The following is a 514-nucleotide window of genomic DNA, read 5'->3' on the forward strand; positions in this document are numbered from 1 at the left end:
CGGCGATCGACCGGTCCAGGGCCTTGATCGCACTGTTGAGTGTGCTCAGCACGCTGACCTGGGCCAGCACCGCGTCACCGACACCGGCGGTCAGGTCAGGGTCGCTGACCCCGGCCGGTGCGCTGCGCAGGCGGGTCGGCAGCACGGCGGCGGGTTTCTTGCCCGAGTAGCCCTGTGCGGCCAGGAACCGGGCGAGCCGTTTCTCGGTCAGCGCCGCCGCCGAGGCGGCGGTGGGGTAGGTGGTGAGGAAGGCCAGAGCGATCGCGGACTCGATGTTGGCGAAGATCGCTGTGGCGCCGGGCCAGTGGGCGTCCAGCAGTGCGGCGAGCTGGTTGATCGCCGCGACGCGGGTGTCCACGAGGTCGCCTCGGGTCCGCACGAGGGCACGCAATGCCTTGGTGGGTCCGGACAACGGCGCGGCGGGACGCAGGCGGTGGATCCGCACTCGCAGGTAGTCGGCGATCACGTGCGCGTCGCCGGGGTCGGATTTCGCGCCGGAGAGAACCTCGGCCTC

At 71.6% G+C, this 514-nt stretch carries 1 protein-coding gene; it reads right to left on the minus strand.

Annotated elements, in window-relative coordinates:
* The coding region (locus tag ACLJQZ_RS48620) for an IS110 family transposase (protein WP_410628527.1) at window positions 1-514 on the minus strand (514 nt) is incomplete at both ends.

Origin of the sequence: Amycolatopsis sp. cmx-8-4 (assembly GCF_046548675.1) — a bacterium.
Lineage (GTDB): Bacteria > Actinomycetota > Actinomycetes > Mycobacteriales > Pseudonocardiaceae > Amycolatopsis.